The sequence below is a fragment of the Acinetobacter sp. FY683 genome (assembly GCF_059515885.1).
In genome coordinates, this window is record NZ_JCAKNA010000030.1 from 1 (window position 1) to 17,295 (window position 17,295).

Below are 17,295 nucleotides of genomic sequence, written 5' to 3' on the forward strand. Positions count from 1 at the left end.
GATGAGCAGATTGACTCTGTTTATACCGATGGAGCTTATGACACCAAGCAATGCCGTCAGGTCATTGCAGATCGGCAAGGGCATGCGGTGATTCCACCTAGAAAAAATGCGAAACCATGGAAAGATACAAAGAGTAGCTCGCTAGAGCGAAATGAATTACTTCGAACAATTAAACGTTTAGGCAGGACACTATGGAAAAAATGGTCAGGCTATCATCGGCGAAGTTTGGTTGAAACTAAGATGCATTGCATCAAATTATTAGGAGATAAACTCAGTGCAAGGAGTTTTGATAGCCAAGTGAATGAGATCCATGCACGTGTAGCAGTCCTTAACAGATTTACGGAATTAGGTCGACCACTTACCCAAGTTACGCCTTAAATTTAGCTCAATTAGGGGCGCTTTACATTTCAAATCTTTGTGCAACAAACTGGTTGTGGCATTACAACCATGAAAGACCACATCAAGCTAACAAAGGAAAGCCACCTCTAATGGCTGCTTAACCTCTACTTTTAACTTCGGTTATTTATGGGAGGATTACCGTTCCTGCCCTAAATTTAATCAGTTATGTTTGGGGTTCAGGGGGTCGCCCCTGACAAGCCCTGTTGCGTACCAAAAAGTAATCCGTAGGATTGATTTTTGTAGCTACAGGTAGGCTTGCTGAATGATATTGTATTTAAAGATAATAACAGTCAATTTTCTTATAATTTTTACGTAATAGCGATTAATCAAAATATCTAGTAATGTATTCTCTTTCTATACTTCAAATAACCTATAAAGAACAATATAAGTGTCCCTAGTATCAAATACCGATTCACCAATTTCCCACGAATTTTATCGTAAAAATCCACAATGAATTGATCTAAAAAAGGTGTCATCTGCGTCACATTTCGTGTCTCAAAGTAATGACCTAGTTGATAATTAAACCATGTTATAAGACCAAGACAAAATAGGAAAAAAATACAAGGGAATATCCAAACTCTTGGATAACGCTCCAAAACCATCAGGAAAGTATAAAACTCCCCTTGTATCCAGTCCCACATATATTCTCCTTATCGCATTACACCCTGTTGCAAGCTATATTTCCAAGACATTCTAAATGCAGTATCTTTTGAATATTGCTTGTACATATCCATATCAATTTTTCTTTGACGTAACATCACTTCATTCATAATCTTATCAAAGGCCAAATCCTTGGTATGCGGATCAGGGTTATTCAAGTACTTACTCTCAAAATCAGTATGTGCCTTAATCTGTTTTAAGATATTCACAAATTTTACTTTTTGCTCTTCAGGCGTTGCTGCCCAACCACCAAACCAGCGTTCATTAAACGTATTAATAATTTTATCTAATGGATCTTCGTCCGTTTCACCACCATGGGCACCACGAGGATTCGGATTAGTAGGATCTAGAATCGTTTCTTCAGCATCTAAAGCAATTTGTTCATTCAGTCTTTTACGCTGTAAACCATAGGAGTTTAAATCAACTGAGTTGAGTAATTCATCTAAAGCATCTGCTTCTGGATCTTCAATTTTGAGCTTCGGAATCAAAAACTTTAAGAACCAATACAACTTCTCCCAAGCTGGAACTTCATATGGCAAGATTGATGCCATCTGACCATAAATCTTAACAAACTGCTTTGCCTTGATTTTGAAATCAGCTTTATCTTCAGGACTAAGTTCTAACTCAACATTAAATCGTACAACAGCAGTGTCAATTATCGGACTTAATTTTTCTGCATTTACTGAATCGAAATACTTCGTAGCGAAATCCTCCACTTCAGTAGATTCATATACTCCAACGGTATCCAACTCATCTTTTAGTTCATTGAGTACATTAATATCGGTCGCTTGTGACAAAGTAGTCGATGTGTAGAAACGATCAAATGACTGCTTGATATCTTCTATTTCATTGAAGAAATCGAGCACAAATAGATCTTCCGTTCTCTTCCCTAATTTAGGTGCTGAGCGGTTTAAACGAGACAGTGCTTGTACGCATAGTACATCAGCCAACTTTTTATCAACGTACATCGTACATAGCTTCGGTTGATCGAAGCCTGTTAGGTATTTATTGGCAACAATCAGTAAGCGATATTGATCTTCATTCACACCTACAGGCTTCTTGTCACCGACATAACCACGATCGAACATATCTTTAGTGTCATTATCAGAGAATCCGTTGATAATTGCTTCTGTATATTCAATACCATCCACTTTCTTCTCACCAGAGAAAGCAATGATGGCTTTAAATGGATAGCCTGCTTGCTCAAGCAGACGATCAATCGCTTTGTAATAACGGATTGCAGACTCAATATTTTGAGTTACAATCATCCCTTTAGCTTTGCCTTTTAATTTTTTGCTATTTACCACATGTTGAATGAAATGATCCAACATTACTTCAGCTTTGATATCAATGGTCTGTTGGGTTTTCTCGACATAGCTGCGTAAGGTTTTCTGTGCTTTCTTCGTATCGAATAACGGGTTCTCTAGAATTGATTTCTCAATTTCATAGAAGCTCTTATATGTCGTGTAATTTGACAAGACATCTAAAATAAACCCTTCCTCAATCGCTTGTTTCATCGAATACAAATCGAAAGGTTTAAATGAGCCATCAGCTTGCTTTTCACCAAACTTTTCTAATGTCGTGTTCTTTGGCGTTGCAGTAAAAGCAAAATAAGATGCATTTCCTTTCATCTTACGTGCCAACATCGCACTTAGGATTTTGTCTTGCGCATCTACGCCATCACTATCTTCATTTGCCTTACCCATAACTTCATTCATTTTGTCATGAGCAACACCTGACTGAGAACTATGTGCTTCATCAATGATCACAGCAAAACGCTTATCACTTAAATCTGCAATCCCATCAATAATGAAAGGGAATTTTTGGATCGTGGTAATGATAATTTTTTTGCCATTTTCTAAAGCAGATTTCAGCTCTGATGACTTATGGGCATGTGCCATAATATTCTTGACCTCAGAAAACTCCTTAATGTTCTCTTTAAGCTGTTTATCAAGAATACGGCGATCAGTCACTACAATGACTGAATCAAATAATGGGTGTTCTAGCCCTCGGCTTCCTGCAATATCTTTTTCTGCAGGGTAAGCTTCGATCAACTGAAATGCCGCCCATGTAATCGAATTTGACTTACCTGAGCCTGCCGAATGCTGAATCAGATAGGTCTTTCCGACACCATTGGCTGAGACATGATCAATCAGACGGCGTACTACACTGAGCTGGTGATAGCGTGGGAAATAAAGATTCCTTTTATCTAGCAAGGTTTTCTCATCACCATCTAGTCGTACGAAGTGCTGAATGATATTCGCCAGACTTTCTTTTGAAAGGAGTTCTTTCCAAAGATATGCTGTTTTATGCCCCTCTGCATTTGGTGGATTGCCTGCACCTGCATTATGTCCCTTGTTAAACGGTAAGAAAAAGGTATTCGCTCCAGCAAGCTTCGTGGTCATATAGACTTCATCGGTATCTACAACCATATGCACGATACAACGAGCAAAGCTCAATAAGGGCTGTGTAATATCTCGATCTTGTTTATATTGCTTCTGTCCATGATGACGAGCATTTTGCCCTGTCCATTCATTCTTTAATTCAAAGGTAATAATGGGAATACCATTTACAAATACCGCCATATCAATTTCTTGTAATGGATTGGCTTTTGAGTAACGTAATTGGCGAGTCACACTGAAAATGTTCTGCTTGAAGCGATCTTTAATCTTCTGAGAACTACTTGCCAACGGTGCTGGGTACATCAATTGAAAGTGTGCTTGATCTACGGCGAGACCTTTTTTCAGTAGATGAACTACCCCATGCTTACGGATCATTCGATCAAAGCGTTCATAGATTTTACGTTGCCAATCGTGTGGATTAAATTTTTGAATCTTTGCCAGTTCATCAGCTTGTGTTTGTTCTAAGAACTGCCAGAAATATTGGGTATCTAAGGCATACAACATGTCAAAATTTGCAGGTGAACCTGATACAAAGCCATGATGAGGTAGAGAAATATCGGTTAAACCTGTTTTGATATTTTCGAGGCATGTTCCAGTCAGCGCTTTTTCAATTGCCATTTCTAAAGCACGTTCATTGGTTAAACTGACCATTTTATTTATTACCCTCAACCCCACAATAATGCATTTTTAGCAACTCAATCATTCGATCTTGATGCATCTGAATAACTGACTTAGTTAAATTTTTACTTTCTGATTTCTTAAAAGTATCAAATAAATATTTAAGCTTTAACGAATCATATGATGGCTTTCTCTCAAATTCTGCCAATTTAACCGTCACAGGCTTATTACTATATTCTGAGTTTTGTCCTGGACTGAGTAAAACCAAATTGCCAAAAGCATGCAAATATGACTCCGTCAATACAGCCCCAAATCTCTCATTTTGTGGATGTACATGCTCTACTGAGTTTTTTGCAGTGATACGATAGTTTCTAAATTTTTTCTCCGTACGACGACCATAGTTTTTCCATAAAACATATTCTAATTTTTGGAACCAGTAATGTTCAAAAGAAGTCCCTTTTTGACTTTCTAGATAGTCTTGGAGCTCTTGCCAGTCTTTTGTTCCTATTTCATCCTCAAGACAAAGTTGATAACTCGCTACTTTTTGAGTGATGTCATCTACTGCCAAAGATAAATCATTATCAATTTTCTCTAACCACTCAACGACATCATCTTGGTCTAAAGAAGAATCAGCATTTATTAAACCAATTAAAAATGGCGTTAACCAATACTGAGCACTACGTTCACCTGTAAAAATTCGCACACTTTGTAAAAGCTCTAAAGCAGAATGTTCTTTCTTTGTCCTATTAAAATATGCTTTTTTAGCTTCTTTCTTTTTCTGTCGATTTATCGAAGTTAAACGTAATTCCTCACCACCACTATCTTCATTCTCTAGCCACTTCACACACCACGTATCAAATTGATATCGCACTTGCCATAATACATCTAAAAAATCTTTTATCTCTTTCTCACTGGCTTGAATTACAAAGTCTTTAAAAATCTTTTGTAAATTTGAAGCAATCAAACGCTCTTCAATATCATTCTCATCGTTTAACACTTTGTAGATACGCAATGCATGAATTAATAACAACTCGAAGCTAATAAAAGATCGACAATGATTTTTACTTTCCTCCGGAATATCTGCTTCTATCTGATCTTCATGTTCTGTTTCTTTTTCACTATCATTTTCATAATTTGAAATATTACGTTTACTATCTATCTCTTGAATAGATAAACCTTTCAAAAATGACTTTTTAGAACTTTCAGATTCAACCTCAAACACCATGCTTTCTGCATCATAGTGCTCAAGATCCTCATAACTCAATTTATTCCATGATGAAGCTTCAATCTTTTTACGTAACACCCGTTCAAAATATGTATTCATATTTTGACAAGCATCCCAAATTGCCTCATAAAGCTTCTTATTCTTCGTAATTTTTTTAAAAATTTTGGATTTCAGAATATCCACTGGCTCTAACTGTATTCCCGAAGTATTCATACTCGAGAACAGTTTATTCAAATCAGTCTTTTCCGGGATAATGTTATTAATCCATCTTACATTTTCAAAAATGTAGTCTATAAATTCCCTAAGATCCAACTTACTTTGACTTATTTTGTGAAGTCTTTGTTTTATGTACTCAAGACCTGCATGTATATGTTTTAAATAAGCGTCTTCAGCCAATTGATCTTGCGATGGCTGACCAAATCCATCAAGCCCTGCTTGAGAACCTAAATAGGATTCAATTCTTTCCCGAATCTCAAAATGCAATCTTGGCTTTTTAGCGTAAGTTGAGACTATGAGTATCGGATGCCCTTTTAAAACTGAATCTTTGTAATCATGGCAAGCCAAGGCAAATAACATCAATGTTGTTGTACGCTGTTGCCCATCTATTAATTCATAAGTTGAAAGATCTTTTTTGGATGACAATGTTGTACCAATAAAATAGTGAGGTTCATCATTTTTGAATGCTTCCTCAATATCATTGAGCAGATCTTCGATATGAATTGAACTCCATACATACGGACGTTGATAGCTAGGGATAACGAATTGATAGTTCTCATCTACAACGTGCTTTAAACATAAAAGCTCTGTATTTACTGCTTGATTCATTCTTATTACCCCAAATTCCGTATCGTTTGAGTCAACTGATCTGCAAATTTTTCAGCATATTCAGCTTGTTTTATTCCTAGCTCAAAGTGTCTATTTGTTTCTTCAACAAAATGTCTTTTGACCGTGTTTTCATTCAGTCCATCCGGATCCACTGTTAAATTAAAGCAATCTAAACCTTCAAATACTTGCTCTGGCGTAAAACTATAAGCGATCTGATCTAAGACTTTATGTTCCCTTAAAAACTCTGGAATAGAATCTGCCCTTACTGCTTTTTTATTGCTGACACGTTTTGAATAGACCACTCTAAACAGCTTCTTAGCAAAGACATCAAGCTTATATTCACCGAATTGACTGATGTATAACATCAGCCCAGTAACAAATAGCTCTTCTAGGAAACGACAACCTTCTAGTTCTTTTAACCACTGAATAAACTTAGAATACTCTGGTAAGCAAATGATTTTTAAATCTTTATAGTAATTAAGGTATAAATCTTGAAAGTATTCCATATAGGAAATACTATTGATGCCTTCATTTAACGGCTGTCTAAGCTGGTAACTATTTTGTAAATCCTGCTTTGTTTGTTTCGTCATAGGTGTATATGTCACACGCATAAGACCATAAGCAACATCGTCTTGATGTTTTAGGGTTCGGTTGGCAAACTCCTCAACTACTTCATCTCGAATTTTTTGTTTTTCTTGATAAAAAGGCACTGTTCGTCCTTTCAGACTATGCCAATAACGCCCTCTTAATAGCGTCATGACTATGCCTTGTAACTCACCTAAATCTTCCCATTCTTTCGCATAATGATTTCTATAATCGACAGGTACAGCTCTCAAATGATGCGCTTTAATAATATCTGGTCCTGTGAGCCTTACCCCACCTGTGTTTTGTGTTTCAAAAAACTTATAAGCATCATCTTCAGATTCAGTGACTACAAGTGATACAACAATACTTTCAAAGTTTATGTAGTCTTCCCATTTACTCCGATTTTTTTCAAGGTACTGTAAATTTTGCTTTATATGCTGAATACTCAAACTTGCTTGATAAGTGAGTGATACATCATCAAGCTCAGCATTTAGATAGCCCAGTAAAGCAAGTGTAGTTAAGCGCTGTTGCCCATCAATAATATTTAAATATCCATCTTGTTCATGTAAGATCACACTTCCAAGATAATAAGGGCTGTCAGTAAATTGTTCTTGATGATCTTTAAGGTCTTCAATCAGTTTATCAATTTGCTTTTCACCCCACACATAGGGGCGCTGATACTCAGGAATGCTCAATTGCCCCTGAATATATCTTTGATTTTCTGTTTTAATGCGTTTACCACTGAGCAACTGTGCCACATTGCACACAGCCACTTTAATCAACCCTTGTTTTTCTGACACAACCTACCCCCAATTTTATTTTTTAGATCTATGCTTTTTTACTTAATCACTTGATACGCTTCATTCATATATGGCTTAAATGCTTGTTCAAGCTTTTGTATATGTTCCAAGTGCCATGCGATATGACTTTGCCATAAGTCTTGATTGTGACCATCAGTGTATAAAAGAAATTCAATACGAGATGATTTCTTAGCATCTAATCTCAGCCACTCTAAAGGCTGACCAAATTTTTGCTCAATCTCTTCTTTACGCTCGTAGAAAAAGTCAAAAAGCTGTTTGTTTTCTACGGCGTCCTTTCGAGCAAATTCAATATCTACCCGTATCGCTTTCTGCAATAAAATCAGATGGTAGTTGCATTGAGAAATACCCGTTGCTGAACTGAGCCAATGATCGGTCTTGGGGCTAATGTTGTTATAAAGCGAATTGTCACTTTGAGCGAAATGAGCGAGCAATTGTTCCCAATATTGGTAACGGATATCGGTATGATCTGCTTGTTTTACTTTGGCAATGGTTTCTTCATCTTCCTTACGGGTAAGTCGAACCATATATTCTGATGCTTCAGGGACAGGAATAATTTGTTGAATATCTACTAACAATTGTTCGTCTAGTTTATAAGGCGATACCTTCACGCATTTCACATCAATCTTACGGTCAAGTAACCACAATGCTGTATTGGTCACTTCCTTACGAAACTCACCTGCCACCAAAATAATTCGTTGACTATTCCTTGGGTTTAAGGTGGTAATTGCCACACCCATTTCTTGATTTTCTTCTAAAAAGCGTTCAATCAGTATTTTGGCGGTGTTTTTAACTTGATCTACATCAAACGCATTCAGATCTAAGTCGGGATAACTTGGTCTATTCTTAAATAGATACTTTGCAAAGACATCTTCAATGTCATCTGAGGTAAATGGCGCAACATAAGACGCATACTTAAGTGCCTGCCACACGGCGTCACGTCCACTGTCATCACGTTTATTTTCAATCAGTACAAGCTGTCCTTTGGTGTCTAATGCCAAAAGGTCTAAGCGTTCACCTGTGCCATCAAAGCCATCAAATTCTTTTTGGATAATCAGCAGTTCTTCACCCAATGCTTCAGGGTGGCTCACCAACCATTCTTGTAAGTCATAACGCTCTGTCAGGTTATGTTGTTTCAGTTGTGTGATGTCTAGCGGTTTTAGTTTTTTATTGGCTGTGTCTACTGTATATAAGCTCATATTCCCCCCCGAAATATTAAAAAAACCTAGCCAACCGAAGTTCGCTAGGTTTGAGTTTTTATGCCACTTTAATTTTGCCTGTAACAGCATCATTAATGAGTGTGGTTTTATATTCTTTCAGTTTAGCTATTTGCGATTTAATTATTTCACTAGAATCATTAATTTCAGATTCAATTTTGTCTAAATATTGGACAATATGTTTTTGTTCTTCTAATGGTGGTATCAATACTGGAATATTCTGAATATCAGCCATATTGAAATGTAATACAGTTGAACCTGCCGATAGAAAATCAATATAAGTCCTAACAACATTTGAATAGATTAAATAAAGTATAAACTGTGAAAGCATTCTTTCATTGTTTATTTTTAACCACACCATACGTTGTCCTAGACATACCTTTTGATCATGAGGAACCAAGCATGCTTCTCCAGCTGGTGCCTCTCTTGTCAATAAAACATCACCTGGAGTTGGGACACCTCTTCTAGTCCACTCATTGTAGCCTTTTTCATGTGTGTATTTCGCATCATCATAAACCAGTTTCCCATTTTTGACATTAGACGTCCTAATTACAAAAAACTTTGGTTCATCAACGAAAGGAGCTGTTTTATGCTCACAATCTACAATGCCTTTTAAAGAATACTTTATGGGCTCATATAGCCAATGCTCAGGAATTTGACCAATCCACTCCACACCCGAATCTTTCATCGGTACATTTGGATCTAAACCTTGAGTGACTGCTTTTTGAATGACAATTTGTTTACGTTCATTCAGTAAAGTAATTTGCTGTTCTTTAATCGCGATCGCTTGGTCGATTTTTCCCGCTTTATCTTTGATAAATTCAACAATCTTCTTTTGTGAGTCAATATCAGGAAACACAAATGGAATATTTTTCATTCTATCTTTTGATAGATCCCATTGACCAATACGAACACCATCAGATGCACTTCCAAAAAAAGAAATATACGTCTTACTTCTTATCGCCCAATGAAAAAAATCAGGGTAAATTGGCTTAATGAATCTAAAAATATAGTAAGCAGGACTGACAATACCTGTATATGGTGATACACCATATGAACCTTGCCATGCTTTCATTTTATTCATACCAAACTGACCTTTTTTAATCAGTTTGTAATTACTTAAATCGTCAGGAATGAAGTTATGATTTTCCGAATCATCTTCGACATCTCTTAGGATTACGCCTTTCTCACGAGTAATCGAGAGTAAGTCTTTATCAGCATTACCCTTAATTGAAATTGGCTCTAAGATCGTCCCTAGTCTTTCATTAAACCAATCTGTAGGAATCTCCCCAATCCATTTATCGCCTGAATCTTTATAAGCATCATATTTTTCAAACATCATGCTTCCCCTTAAAGACCCAAAATCTGAGCAATCAAACCATCGGCTTGTTTCTCAAGACTTAAAATATCCTGAGCCACCTCTTCTAAAGAACGTAAAGGCTTATGCTGGTAGAAGTATTTATTAAAGCTAATTTCATAACCAATTTTTACAGAATCCAGATTAATCCACGCTTCAGCCACATGCGGTTTCACTTCATCTAACAAATACTGATGAATCTGCTGTTTTAACGGTACAGATTCACTATCACGCAAATCGCTATTGCTTTCATAGGTGGTGAACTCGCCTTTTTTCGCCGTTGCATAATAGCCAAAGTCAGCCAAATCCGCTTCTGTACAACCCAAGTGTGCAACTAAGTCAGCAAGCTCAGCGTCATTCAGCTTCACGACTTTTTTCACCACTTTTTCTGCGTTTTCGTCATACCAACTCACCGCATTTAAAATGTTATTCTTTTCAGAATTCGACAGCTTAATCTTTAACGCTTTAATCGCTTCATCGACTTTTTTCTTAAACAGATTAAAGTCTGAAAACTCATCTGTACCGACTTGTTGCATGATACTTAATGCATTATCCAACGCTGTTTTTAAAGCATTCCAATACTTCACATCAAATAGCTTGGCTTGGGCTTTATTGTTCAGGGTAATCTCTTGCGCTTCACACCATGCCAAGACATCTTTTTTCACAGCATCAAGCTTCGCTTCGGTATAAATGTCATCGCCATAGGTGCTATACATATATTCCATTGGCTCAGACAGCGACTTATCAAAACGTAATCCCTGTAAACGCTCTGCACTAAACTGTGCACTACGGCGGTCTGGACGCTCAATATTAACTTTGTAATAACCAAAGTCTTGGTTATCAAACACCTTGCTTGCAATACCAATAGGATCATTTTTCGCATCAAGCTGACGCTCTACATCTTGACCTGCAAGGTAAGTCTGCATAATTTCAGTAATATGTTCAGGCGCAAATTCACAGTTTTTATTGCCTAAGTTTTTACGCAACTTACGGAACATCAAACTTGCATCAATCAGTTGTACTTTGCCTTTACGCTGTTGTGGTTTGTTATTCGACAACAACCAAATATAAGTCGTAATACCTGTGTTATAGAACAAGTTATTGGGTAACTGCACAATCGCATTCAATAAGTCATTTTCGATGATATAACGACGAATATTACTTTCACCGCCACCTGCATCACCAGTAAATAAGCTTGAACCATTATGAACGGAAGCAATACGACCGCCAATGCCGTTATGCTCAGGCGATTTCATCTTATTAACCATTTCCATGAGGAATAGAAGCTGACCATCGCTTGAACGTGGTGTAGCATCACAGCTTTCTTCATTACCCCAATAGTCTTTTAATTTCACGATGAAACGTGGATCAATGACATCTGAACCATCTTTAATATGCTTTTGCTCAGATGCCCAGCTCTTACCATACGGCGGGTTTGAGAGCATGAAGTCAAACTTGGTGCCGACAAACTCATCTGTGGTCAGTGTTGAACCAACACGAATATTTTCAGGGTTATTGCCCTTGATCATCATGTCTGACTTACAGATTGCATAAGTCTCGTCATTGATCTCTTTACCATACAAAATCACGTCACGGTTGCTATCTTCAACGCTATAACGCTCTTCAATAAAGTTTTGTGCTTCAGTCAACATCCCGCCCGAACCACATGCTGGATCATATACCGTAATCGTTAACGGTAACTTTTCTTGGATTGGGTCAAAGACAAAATGCGTCATTAACTCAATCACTTCACGCGGGGTAAAGTGTTCACCGGCCTCTTCATTATTTTCTTCGTTAAATTTACGAATCAATTCTTCAAAGACATAACCCATGCCTAAGTTGGTCAATGCAGGTAAACGGTAGCCATCTGGGTCGACAGCATCTTCAGGGGTTAAGTTAATGTATGGTGATAAGAACTTCTCGACCACATCTAACAGCACATTTTTATGTGACATGTGGCGGATTTGAGTGTACAGGTTAAAGCACTGAATAATTTCTTTAACGTTGTCGCTAAAACCTTCTAAATACTCTTCAAAGTTTGCCAATAAAATTTCAGGGTTGTTTGATGCTGCGGTATACAGCGAACGCAATGTCCATTTAGAAGTGTTATAAAACACATAGCCTGATGCTTCTTTGAGTGGCTCATCATCAAACTCAGTGAGTTCCATTTCAACTTGTTGATAGCGTACTTCTTCGAGTACTGCATCTTTAGTCGGCTCTAATAAAGTATCCAAACGGCGTAATACCACCATCGGCAAAATCACATCACGATATTTACCACGTACATAGACATCTCGAAGACAATCATCAGCGATAGACCAGATAAATGAAACCAATTTGTTATGTACTGAATGATCCATAGGAACCCAAATAAAACATTATTTTTAAAGTTTGTATTTAACACTATTTTCAAGTAATTCGGCAGACTATATAGTGGATTCTTTAGGCTTATACACCAAATCTTGTCTCATAAAATTTCCAGAAAATAAAGGATATCTTGTGGATTTAACACAGTTTTATTATTCAATACTCAATAAGTTTGATAGACAGCTTGAAGGAAATTTAGAACAACTGGTTAAAAAAGCAAGTCAGATTAATGAAGAACTTGCACCTTTTGAATTAAAGGGCATGCTTTGTGAAGCTCTTGGGTTAGATATTTTAGATAGCAACTCCAGTCAAGTGGTTGATCAGGGTGAAAATATCCAGATCACATTTGCGTATATTTTGAAATGCCTATCGCTCTACCCTTTGCAAAATGAGATGTATCAAAATTGGAATAAGCATGTTGCACTATTCGACCAAGCGGAACTGACTGGTTTTTCAGAGCAAAGTATTGCTGAGTTGCATCAATTTATTCAGAGCATTGTTGTCACAGGACATAACCAAGTACATCTATCCCTTGAGCAAATGAAACAGCCCTCCTGTCTCGTTATCCAGCTCTTAATTCATCTTGATACGATCATCACCTTAGACAGTAAATTTGAACCATTGTGCTTTACTCAGTTATTTAAATTTCGATTTAAAAACAAAAAAAAGCGTTATAGCCCCTCGAATAGTTTTTCAGAATTTCTCTACTATTTAGTGACTTCACTATCAGTAAAAAAACCTTTAGACGAAGTACCTTCAATGAGCGCACTAGACAGTTATCCCATTGACACATTGTTTGAAGATCAAGATGAAATAGATGAAAATGGAGACCACCCAAATATAAAAAAAATACGTCAACTGATTAAGAAAATGAGAGCTGAGGATCGCTTTTGCTACTTAACCGATATTGATCTATTTTTTAAATTAGCTTCTGATATGAGTGATTTCTTTAGCGATGAAAACTATGAAAAAGTTGCAGAATCGAATGCTCGTTTTCTACTTTCACGAACCATCAACGATGAGGATTTCGTAGCCTTCAACGATATGAACGCACTGTGGCTCATCTACTACTTCCAATTCCTAGTCTACGAAGCACAGAAAACAAATTCTCCTGAGGTTTTACAGGGACTCAGCGCTACTCGTGAGTTTATGGATTTATGGAAAATGTTCTATGTTTCCAATGGCAAAAAGGCCTCTTTTCAGTGGCCTCGGCAGTTTAATGAGATCGCTAAGATTACTTAAACATTGTTGTAGCGACCTGAACCCGAGGGGTTGCCTGTTTTACTCGGCCAACCTCCTCCAAAGCGGAACTCCTCAAAGAAAGCTACGGCGTCTTCATAATCAATCTGTGACCATAAAGGATAGTCAATATGTGATTTTCTAATCTGGCGCCAAGCATTGTCTTCAAAAGCACGCCCCATGCTAGGGTTAAAGCTATGCTCAGGACGTATGATAAAACTCCAATCATCCTTTTCTGTACCAACCTCAAGCCTAATATTTAAAGCTTGAACTGTTCTAAACACATTAATCACACAGCCAAGCCCCAATGCGTAGATTGGCTTTTTTAAAAGCACAACCGGCGCACCTAAGATATGCTCAAGTTCAGCAACAGTTTTAGGTTCATACAAATATTTGCCATTTGCTTCAGAGACCAATAATTTAATCTTCATACGATCTCTCATTTAAGTGAAGAATTATTATCACGACCAGTACCTAACGAGTTTCCTGTGGCACTAGGCCAGCCAGCGACTTGAGAAATCTCATTAAAGAACTCTACAGCTTCTTCATAATCCACTTGTGACCATCTTGGGAAAGTTTCATGACTACGTCTGATTTTCCAAAGTGCATCATTCTTATAAATTTTCAAAACTGATTTATCAAAAGGCTGATAAGGCAATAACAGAAAATCCCATGAATCATCTTTATCACCAATGTCTAAATGCATATTCAAAGACTGTGCCGTCTTAAATACATTCACAACACCACCGAGTCCTAATTGTGCTCGAGGTTCCTTTAAGACAATAGCTTTATGCCCTAACATTGCTTCTAATTCATCAAGGGTTTCAGGAGAAAAAAGCCCGACGCCTTTGGGGCCTGAAACCTGTAATCTTAAGTGCATCTGTTGTACTCCTTACTTACGTGGTGGATTGTTATCTCGACCACCGCCAGAAGGATTCCCTGTTGTACTTGGCCAGCCTGCTTTACTCATTATGTTCTCCTTCGTTCATGTAGATTCAGCTTCATATCGAGCTGATAGATTCATTATGGAAGAAGTATTTTTGTGATTTTGCCGAAAACCAGTCAAAATAGGTTGAAAAATAAACAAATATTATTCTTTTATGAGTGATTTAATTTCATCTGAAACATTATTTTTATTAATCACAAAAAAATATCGAAAAAAATCTATTTTTTTAACTTTTACGATTGTCTTTTTTTTTATTTTGCTAAGCTCTTTATTAAGCAATCTTGCTTAATTATAAAAATAAGGAGTAGACAGAAAATGTCTATTGCAAAACTTTATCGAGTGAAAGATCTCGTAAACTATCCAGCACGTGCTGGTAAGGTCTATGTAGATCGTTCTGGTCGCACACGAACTCTCTCCCATCGTGATGCAACCACTGGCTTACTCAACATTTCAGAGTCCATGCTTTGGAAGCTCATAAAACATGGAGACTTCCCTGCTCCGACTTATATTACGGCAAGTATGCCAACATGGTCTGAGAATCAAATCAATGAATGGTTAGCAAGCAAAAATAGAGCTGCATAGCGACTATTTTATTTCCCTTAAAGCCTGTCTCATGACAGGCTTAAATCTGTTTGGAATAGTGTTGTCTCAATCTGTCTATCGTTTATAAGATCATACAAATAATCCGCCCATTTCTGCATCATTTCTCTTCGGCGCTTTAGAAATCTTGTTCTGTTATAAGCAGTACCATTAGGATCTGCCACTCTATGCGCTAATTGAAGCTCAATATGTTCTGCTGGCTGCTCAAAAATCTCAGCGATTAACGTCCTTGCTGTAGCACGTGAACCATGTGCTGTATGCTTTCCAGCAAATCCCATTCGTTCCAATGCTTTATTCATAGTATTTTCTGAAATAAACCCTTTACCATCACGTCCAACAAAAATATATTCATTATCAGGGTAAAGATTCATAATCGAGTCAAGTAACTCGATTGCTTGCGTTGACAGTGGAACGATGTGCTCTTGCTTGGTTTTGCTCGCAATAAACATTAAATAACGCTTTTCCCTATCATAATGAGATTTTTTGAGTTGCCGAATCTCTCCAGGTCTTTGAAAAATTAATAGTGATAGTTTTATTGCAATTTGAGTCGTGATTAAGCTTCTAGGATGTAACTCACCATATCGCCATACAGTTTTGATCAATGGTCCCAAGTCACGCGATTTAGTAATTGCTTTATGGTTATTTTTCGGTGGTGTTGGTAACTCAATATCTTCAATCGGATTGTAAGTAATGAGTTTTCTTTTTCTAGCAAATTTGAAGATCTGATTTAAGTCTGACTTTAACCTTTTAGCAACAGCATAAGCCTCTCTCTCAAGAATAGGCTGAAATACCCGATCCTCTAATAACTCTGATGTTAGTTGATCAAAGCTCAACTTGCCTATATATGGCAGTGCATCATGTTCTAAGCGACGGATTGTTTCGCTGTCCTGCTTTTGTTCTACTTTTCGCTTGTCTAGCCATTTAGATGCAATCACAGCAAAGGTATTTTCTATTTCATGTCGGCGTTGGTGTTTGGCTTGTAAACGTTGTGCCGTTGGATCAACCCCCTTCTGAATAAGCGCCTTGTATTCATCTCTAATTCTACGTGCATCTTCTAAAGAGATTTCGGGATACGTGCCCAAGGATACTTCATTGCGCTTGCCCGTATACGGTCGGGTGTAATTAAATATCCAATACCGACTGCCATTCGGATCAACACGAAAGTAGAGATTTCCGCCATCACCTATCTTTATACTTTTTTGAGGATCAGGCTTAAGTTTTTTAATTTGTAGCGCTGTGAGCTTATTTTGGGTACGTGCCATTATAAAAAACCACGCAAAAAAAAATGTAGTAAGTTTTAACTTACTACATTTTTTACTACTTTATAACTGTCAATTTACGTCAAGTGTCAACGTGTGTCGTACCGTTATATTCCAACTTTAACCAATATAATCAATCGCTTATATTGCGCTAAGCAATGTTGGACAGTGTTGTTTGGCGGAAGCGGTGAGATTCGAACTCACGGAGGGGGTAAACCCTCGTCGGTTTTCAAGACCGGTGCATTAAACCGCTCTGCCACGCTTCCAATGGCGGCTATCATATAAATAAAATTCAATCTTGGCAAACACTTTTCTATATTTTTTAACTCGTATGCTCAAAATAAAAACAAAAATCGAAAATTCGTTTATTTATTCACTTTTTTCATAGCAAATTGAATTTACGTACCACAACTTTTTACCTAAAGGTGTATGTACTTCAACTTCGTCATCAACTTGTTTAGACAACAACGCTCGTGCCATGGGTGAATCAATAGAAATATGTTGTGGATGATGATCATAAATTTCATCTACCCCGACTATTCTAAGCGTTTTTTGCTCACCTTCTTCATTTTCAATATCGACCCATGCACCAAAAAAAACTTTACCATCTTGCTCTGGTGAGTAATCAATAATTTTGAGCTCTTCTAACCGTTTTCCAAGATAACGAACACGTCGATCAATCTTACGTAGAATTTGTTTATTGTACTGATATTATAACCCTAATATAAAACATACTATTTTCAATATTCTATATTGACAATTGATCAAATAATGATAG

The 17,295-nt window shown here is 37.1% G+C and carries 12 protein-coding genes, 1 tRNA gene and 1 pseudogene; 3 read left to right on the forward strand and 11 right to left on the reverse strand.

Annotated elements, in window-relative coordinates; genetic code table 11:
• The coding region (locus tag AC5YDH_RS12680) for an IS5 family transposase (RefSeq protein WP_496120038.1) at positions 1-378 on the forward strand (378 nt) is incomplete at its 5' end.
• A gap of 671 nt (positions 379-1,049) precedes the next feature.
• Here AC5YDH_RS12680 and AC5YDH_RS12685 read toward each other — a convergent pair.
• Genes AC5YDH_RS12685 through AC5YDH_RS12710 form a run of 6 tightly spaced genes read right to left on the reverse strand, consistent with a single transcriptional unit; the run spans position 1,050 to position 12,466 of the window.
• Complete coding sequence (locus AC5YDH_RS12685; protein WP_496120040.1) at positions 1,050-4,112, reverse strand: type I restriction endonuclease subunit R; 3,063 nt, start codon at positions 4,110-4,112, stop codon at positions 1,050-1,052.
• 1 nt (position 4,113) lies between these two features.
• Entirely contained in the window at positions 4,114-6,129 is a 2,016-nt protein-coding gene (locus tag AC5YDH_RS12690) for a DUF262 domain-containing protein (RefSeq protein WP_394871785.1), read from the reverse strand.
• A 5-nt stretch (positions 6,130-6,134) separates the two neighbouring features.
• Positions 6,135-7,514 (reverse strand): DUF262 domain-containing protein, encoded by a 1,380-nt coding sequence (locus AC5YDH_RS12695; protein ID WP_496120041.1) that lies wholly within the window; start codon positions 7,512-7,514, stop codon positions 6,135-6,137.
• A 38-nt stretch (positions 7,515-7,552) separates the two neighbouring features.
• Positions 7,553-8,731, reverse strand: a complete 1,179-nt coding sequence (locus AC5YDH_RS12700; protein ID WP_496120043.1) for a DUF4268 domain-containing protein — start codon at positions 8,729-8,731, stop codon at positions 7,553-7,555.
• A 58-nt stretch (positions 8,732-8,789) separates the two neighbouring features.
• Positions 8,790-10,091, reverse strand: coding sequence for a restriction endonuclease subunit S (locus tag AC5YDH_RS12705; protein ID WP_496120045.1), 1,302 nt, complete (start codon positions 10,089-10,091; stop codon positions 8,790-8,792).
• An 8-nt stretch (positions 10,092-10,099) separates the two neighbouring features.
• Positions 10,100-12,466 (reverse strand): type I restriction-modification system subunit M, encoded by a 2,367-nt coding sequence (locus AC5YDH_RS12710; protein ID WP_496120047.1) that lies wholly within the window; start codon positions 12,464-12,466, stop codon positions 10,100-10,102.
• Between the two features lie 139 nt (positions 12,467-12,605).
• Between AC5YDH_RS12710 and AC5YDH_RS12715 the strand changes: the two genes are divergently transcribed.
• Positions 12,606-13,715: a hypothetical protein gene (locus AC5YDH_RS12715; RefSeq protein WP_496120049.1), complete on the forward strand. Its 1,110-nt coding sequence runs from the start codon at positions 12,606-12,608 to the stop codon at positions 13,713-13,715.
• Here AC5YDH_RS12715 and AC5YDH_RS12720 read toward each other — a convergent pair.
• Both AC5YDH_RS12720 and AC5YDH_RS12725 read right to left on the reverse strand, forming a co-directional pair.
• Entirely contained in the window at positions 13,712-14,143 is a 432-nt protein-coding gene (locus AC5YDH_RS12720) for a hypothetical protein (protein WP_496120050.1), read from the reverse strand. The two genes, AC5YDH_RS12715 and AC5YDH_RS12720, sit on opposite strands and share 4 nt — an antisense overlap.
• A gap of 8 nt (positions 14,144-14,151) precedes the next feature.
• Positions 14,152-14,592 (reverse strand): hypothetical protein, encoded by a 441-nt coding sequence (locus tag AC5YDH_RS12725; protein WP_496120052.1) that lies wholly within the window; start codon positions 14,590-14,592, stop codon positions 14,152-14,154.
• Between the two features lie 381 nt (positions 14,593-14,973).
• Between AC5YDH_RS12725 and AC5YDH_RS12730 the strand changes: the two genes are divergently transcribed.
• On the forward strand, positions 14,974-15,240 hold the full coding sequence (locus AC5YDH_RS12730) for a helix-turn-helix transcriptional regulator (RefSeq protein WP_496120054.1): 267 nt from the start codon (positions 14,974-14,976) through the stop codon (positions 15,238-15,240).
• A gap of 29 nt (positions 15,241-15,269) precedes the next feature.
• Here AC5YDH_RS12730 and AC5YDH_RS12735 read toward each other — a convergent pair whose 3' ends face one another.
• The 3 genes and pseudogenes from AC5YDH_RS12735 to AC5YDH_RS12745 all read right to left on the reverse strand — a co-directional run.
• A complete protein-coding gene (locus tag AC5YDH_RS12735; RefSeq protein WP_496120067.1) occupies positions 15,270-16,523 on the reverse strand; it encodes a tyrosine-type recombinase/integrase in 1,254 nt (417 codons plus the stop codon).
• Positions 16,524-16,693: 170 nt separating this feature from the next.
• Positions 16,694-16,783: transfer RNA gene (locus AC5YDH_RS12740), tRNA-Ser, on the reverse strand.
• Positions 16,784-16,886: 103 nt separating this feature from the next.
• A pseudogene (locus tag AC5YDH_RS12745) lies at positions 16,887-17,228 on the reverse strand (GreA/GreB family elongation factor); the annotation flags it as partial.
• Positions 17,229-17,295: the final 67 nt, after the last annotated feature.

Bases quoted from the DNA above. Each gene is read 5' to 3' on its own strand.
- AC5YDH_RS12685 (WP_496120040.1), bottom strand. From the start codon at position 4,112: ATGGTCAGTTTAACCAATGAACGTGCTTTAGAAATGGCAATTGAAAAA.
- AC5YDH_RS12690 (WP_394871785.1), bottom strand. From the start codon at position 6,129: ATGAATCAAGCAGTAAATACAGAGCTTTTATGTTTAAAGCACGTTGTA.
- AC5YDH_RS12700 (WP_496120043.1), bottom strand. From the start codon at position 8,731: ATGAGCTTATATACAGTAGACACAGCCAATAAAAAACTAAAACCGCTA.
- AC5YDH_RS12705 (WP_496120045.1), bottom strand. From the start codon at position 10,091: ATGATGTTTGAAAAATATGATGCTTATAAAGATTCAGGCGATAAATGG.
- AC5YDH_RS12710 (WP_496120047.1), bottom strand. From the start codon at position 12,466: ATGGATCATTCAGTACATAACAAATTGGTTTCATTTATCTGGTCTATC.
- AC5YDH_RS12720 (WP_496120050.1), bottom strand. From the start codon at position 14,143: ATGAAGATTAAATTATTGGTCTCTGAAGCAAATGGCAAATATTTGTAT.
- AC5YDH_RS12725 (WP_496120052.1), bottom strand. From the start codon at position 14,592: ATGCACTTAAGATTACAGGTTTCAGGCCCCAAAGGCGTCGGGCTTTTT.
- AC5YDH_RS12730 (WP_496120054.1), top strand. From the start codon at position 14,974: ATGTCTATTGCAAAACTTTATCGAGTGAAAGATCTCGTAAACTATCCA.